This window comes from Pseudomonas defluvii (assembly GCF_001695625.1).
Classification (GTDB): Bacteria; Pseudomonadota; Gammaproteobacteria; order Pseudomonadales; family Pseudomonadaceae; genus Aquipseudomonas; species Aquipseudomonas defluvii.
The window spans coordinates 1-4,893 of record NZ_MBPN01000191.1 but is presented as its reverse complement, the minus strand read 5'-3'; the positions used below and the strand labels follow the sequence as shown (position 1 = coordinate 4,893).

The window sequence follows — 4,893 nt, the reverse complement described above, 5'->3', positions numbered from 1 at the left end:
CCTCAGGTAAGGGACCATGTCAACGCAACCCAGAACTGAACTGGAAAGCGCCCTCGCAGCATGCAGGGAGAGTTTTCTTTCGGTCGGCTTCTTCAGTTTTTTCGTCAACCTGCTGATGCTGGTGCCCTCCTTCTACATGCTCCAGGTGTATGACCGCGCCGTAGGCAGCGGTAGCCTCTCGACACTGCTGATGTTGACGCTGATCATGTTGCTGCTGATGGTCACCCTCGGCGGCCTGGAATGGGTACGTTCGCGAATCATGGTGCGCATCAGCACCCGCCTGGACACCCTGCTGAACCAGCGACTGTTCGATGCCAGCTTCAGGCAGGCCCTGAACAGCGGCGGCATGAATGCGTCAGCCCAACCCCTCAACGACCTCAGTAGCCTGCGCCAGTTTCTGACCGGCAATGGCCTGTTCGCCTTTTTCGACACCCCCTGGATTCCGATCTACCTGGCGGTCATGTTTATCTTCCACCCCTGGTATGGCTGGATGGGCGTGATCAGTGCCCTGCTGCTGGGTGCGCTGGCCTACCTCAACGAAAAACTCACCCAGGCACCCCTGCAAGCGGCCAACCGCGAGCAGATGGCGGCCACTACCTTCACCCAGAAAAGCCTGCGCAATGCCGAAGTCGTCGAATCGATGGGCATGCTTGCAGACCTGCGCCAGCGCTGGAGCCAGCGCATCAACAAGGTCTTGATGCTACAAAGCTGTGCCAGCGATCGCGCTGGTGCCATTGCGGCGGTCTCCAAGACCTTCCGCCAGATTGTCCAGTCACTGGTACTGGGCCTGGGCGCCTACCTGACCATCAAGCATGAGATTTCTTCCGGTTTGATGATCGCAGGCTCCATTCTGCTGGGGCGCGCCCTGGCCCCGATCGACCAGCTGATCGGTATCTGGAAAGGCTTCGTTGGTGCGCGTGCGCAGTACTCACGGCTGCATGAACTCCTGCAGAAAGTTGCCGCTGAACCGGTGCGCATGTCACTGCCGGCACCACACGGTGCCATCACGGTCGAAAGCCTCTCCGTCAGCTCGCCAGGCAACCGCACGCCATTGGTGCGTAACCTGAGCTTTCGCGTGGCTGCTGGGGAAGCCGTGGGTATCATCGGCCCCAGCGGTGCCGGCAAGTCGACCCTGGCCCGCGCCCTACTGGGGATCTGGCCAAGCCTGGCCGGCACGGTACGCCTGGACGGCGCCGACATCAGCCAATGGCGACGCGACGAACTGGGCCGCTACATTGGCTACCTGCCACAAGACATCGAGTTGTTCGAAGGCAGCATCAGCGAAAACATTTCCCGCTTCGGTGAAGTCGACGCTGCCGCCGTTGTCGCTGCGGCCCGAATGGCTGGTGTGCATGAGTTGATTCTGCAATTGCCACAGGGCTACGACACCCTTATCGGCGCCAATGGCGGCGGGCTTTCCGGTGGCCAGCGCCAACGTATCGGCCTGGCCCGCGCCCTGTATCGGGCACCGCGACTGGTGGTATTGGACGAACCCAACTCGAATCTCGATGACACCGGTGAACAGATGCTCGCTGAAGCCTTGCGCAAACTCAAGCAAAGCGGTGCCACGGTATTTGTCATCACACACCGCTCGGGCGTGCTGGCAAACGTGGATAAATTGCTGGTGTTGAGCCAAGGCGAACTGAGCCTGTACGGGCCACGCGACAAGGTCTGGGCGCACCTGCACAGCAATATAACCGCGCACGCGCAAACCGCTCAGGCCTAACGAACAAGCAGATGATCAACGCCATGCAAGACTCTATGCACGCCTCCGTCACTACGGCGCAGTTGCCTGTCGATGACCGGCCAACCCGTCGTGTCGGTTTCCTTATTGTGATGGTGACCTTTGGCCTGTTCGGCGGCTGGGCGGTCTTTGCGCCCTTGGAAAGCGCTGCACTGGCGCCCGGTGTCGTCACCGTTAAAAGTTACCGCAAGACCGTGCAACACCTGGAAGGCGGCATCGTCCGCGAACTGCGGGTACACGACGGTGACCGAGTAACGGCAGGCGACGTCTTGCTGGTCCTGGATAACACCCAGGCCCGCTCCGAGACAGAGATGATGCGCAGCCAACTGATCGCCGCACGCGAACTGGAAGCACGACTGGTCGCCGAACGCGACGGATTGGCAGAGCCTGCCGCAGTGCCCGACCTCGACGCCAGTGATCCACGCGTGCGCGAAGCCCGCGACAGTGAAGCGCGTATCTTCCAGACCCGCCGCAACGGGCTGCTGGGCGAGATCGGCATACAGGAAAAAGCGATCCGTCAGATCGAGGAACAGATTCGCGGCTTCCGGGCGATCATCGCCAGCAAACAGACCCTGGCCACCTCCTACCAGGAAGAAATCGTCGACCTGCGCGCCTTGTTGGCCGAAGGCTACGTTGATAAACAGCGCCTGCGCGAACAGGAACGCAGCCTCGCGCGCCTGCAGGCCGAAGTGGTCGAGCATCAATCAGCCAGCGCCCGTGCCCAGGTACAAATCGGTGAAGCCGAGCTGAAGATTCTCCAGTTGAAAAAGACCTTCGCCACCGAAGTTGCCGGGCAACTGGGTGAAACCCGCACCAAGATCTACGACCTGCGCGAGCGACTGGCCACCGTGCAAGACCGCGACAAGCGCACGGAAGTGCTGGCACCAGAGTCGGGCATGGTCATGGGCATGACCGTGCATACCTTGGGCGGTGTGGTGAACCCGGGCACGCCGCTGATGGACATTGTTCCGGCCAACGAAGAACTGATTGTCGAAGCACAGCTGTCGCCCACCGATATCGACCGTATCGTGGTCGGTCAGTTGGTGGACATTCGCTTCAGCGCCTTCAAAAGCAGCGCAACCCCGGTCATCGAGGGTCAGTTGCTGCAGGTCTCCGCCGACCGTCTGACCAACAAGGAGACCGGGACGGCGTATTACCTGGCCCGTGTAGCGCTGACCGAAACGGGTCGAAAAACCCTCGGCAACCTGGCGCTGGTACCGGGTATGCCTGCCGAAGTCCTGATCAACACCGGCGCCCGTACCCTGCTGCAGTACCTGATACAACCTGCCAGCAATGCCTTCGCCCGCTCGCTGATCGAGGACTGACATGAAGTACCTGATCGCGATGTGCTTAACCGTGCCACTGGCAGCACTGGCCAACAGCCCAGTTGAAAGCCGCGCCGCAGGCCACGCCGTCGACCTCTGGCAACTGCAGCAGGAAGCCAGCAGCGCCGACCCACGCATACTGCGCGCGAACGCCTTGATTCGCAGCGGCGAAGGCCGCCAGCGCGAAGCGTTTGGCCAACTCCTGCCGCAGCTCAGCGCCGGGGCCAGCGTCAACCGTAGCCGGCGTGACGACGACCTGAGCCGAACCGAATACACCGGTCGGCGCGCTACCCTGAGCCTGAATCAGGTGATCTATGACCCGCAGGTCTGGCGCAGCTACCAGAAGTACACGCAACTGACCAAGCAGCGTGAGTACGAGTCGGACGACACTCAGGTACAGGCCAGCATCGACTTGTCCGAACGTTACTTTGCCGTACTCGCCGCCGAGGACGAGCTTTCCCTGGTGCGTAGCGAACGCAGCGCGACCGAGCGCAACCTCAAGCAAGTGAAAGCGATGTTCGCCCGGCAAATGGCGATGATCACCGACGTAAACGACCTTGAAGCACGGGTCGACACGCTGCTGGCCGATGAGATCGAGGCAGGCAACAAGGTCGCGAACAGCCGCGAGGCCATCTCCGAACTGGTAGGGCGTGACGTTCAGGAACCGTTCAAGCGACTGGGCGACAACCCGAGTTTCAGCCTGCCGGCTCAAGCCCAGGATTACTGGGTAGAAGCGGCCCTGAGCAGCAACCCGGCACTGCTGGCCCGCCAACAAAGCGTCAATGCCGCCGATGCGGCAATCGCCGAAGCCAAGGCCGGGCACCTGCCCCGTCTTGGGCTGAACCTGACCGCACTGCGCAGCGACATCGGCTATGAGGGCACCCTGACACCGCGCTCGGAAAACTATGTCGCGTCCCTCGACCTGCAAGTACCGCTGTACAGCGGCGGCTCCACCAGCGCCCGCGTGGTCAGCTCGGAAGGCGACAAAGACGCCGCCCAGCAGGAAATGGAAGCCTTGCGCCGCGAGATCATCAAGGAAACCCGTACAGCCTACATCGGCATGAGCGCCGAACTCGGACGTATCAAGGCCACCCGCCGCGCGCTGGAATCAGCAACGAAGTCACGCATCTCGACGGAAAAAGCCTTTGGCTACGGGGTCAAGAATGCAGTCGATGTGCTCTACAGCATCAAGGAAGAGTTCCGCGCCCGCCGTGACCTCTACCAGGCGCAGTACCGCTTCATCACCAGCATGCTGGTGCTGCACCGCTGGAGCGGACGCTTGGCACAAGCCGATATCCGCAAGGCCAACGAGTGGCTCGTAGAGCCACTCTAGTGCTGCACAAGCGGCCTGAGTGCCCTGACAGTTCGCCTTCCGCTCACGATACACCGCTCTGGATACGCTAACCTGCAGGGATGAGCACCTGCAGGGGCTTTCGATACCGGTAGCAACCGGACCGGATACCAGCTCATCCCCCGGCAACAGCTTGAACCGCGCGTTCAATCATTGCCCAGACGGTAACCTCGACCTTTGCCCCCTTCCCGCCCTCTCCCGACAATGTGAGACGCAGCTGCCGACACCGGCCTTGTAACAACTTTCGGAAGCGTCCTACATCCCTCCAGAAGTGCATCTGCTAGCGTTCCAATCCTTTGCCATTCGAGGTGTTCCGCTATGGGCGAGCCTCCCACTCATTACCACTGCAGTCAGCAAGGCCACTGTCGGCACGCCCTTCATGGATGACCACTGCCGGGCAATCGAATTAGACAAGGATGCAACATGAATCAGGAAGCCAGTCCGGCAGAGCTTAGGCAGGCGCGTCTCAGGCA

At 61.3% G+C, this 4,893-nt stretch carries 3 protein-coding genes; all 3 read left to right on the top strand.

Annotation, left to right across the window (positions count from 1 at the left end; genetic code table 11):
* The first annotated feature begins 16 nt into the window (after positions 1-16).
* From EKA13_RS25950 to EKA13_RS25940, 3 genes are read left to right on the top strand one after another with little or no spacing between them, the layout of a single operon-like run.
* Positions 17-1,726: a type I secretion system permease/ATPase gene (locus EKA13_RS25950; protein WP_065761914.1), complete on the top strand. Its 1,710-nt coding sequence runs from the start codon at positions 17-19 to the stop codon at positions 1,724-1,726.
* Between the two features lie 23 nt (positions 1,727-1,749).
* Positions 1,750-3,069, top strand: coding sequence for an HlyD family type I secretion periplasmic adaptor subunit (locus EKA13_RS25945; protein WP_245704425.1), 1,320 nt, complete (start codon positions 1,750-1,752; stop codon positions 3,067-3,069).
* A 1-nt stretch (position 3,070) separates the two neighbouring features.
* Positions 3,071-4,402, top strand: coding sequence for a TolC family outer membrane protein (locus EKA13_RS25940; RefSeq protein WP_065761913.1), 1,332 nt, complete (start codon positions 3,071-3,073; stop codon positions 4,400-4,402).
* Positions 4,403-4,893 lie beyond the last annotated feature (491 nt).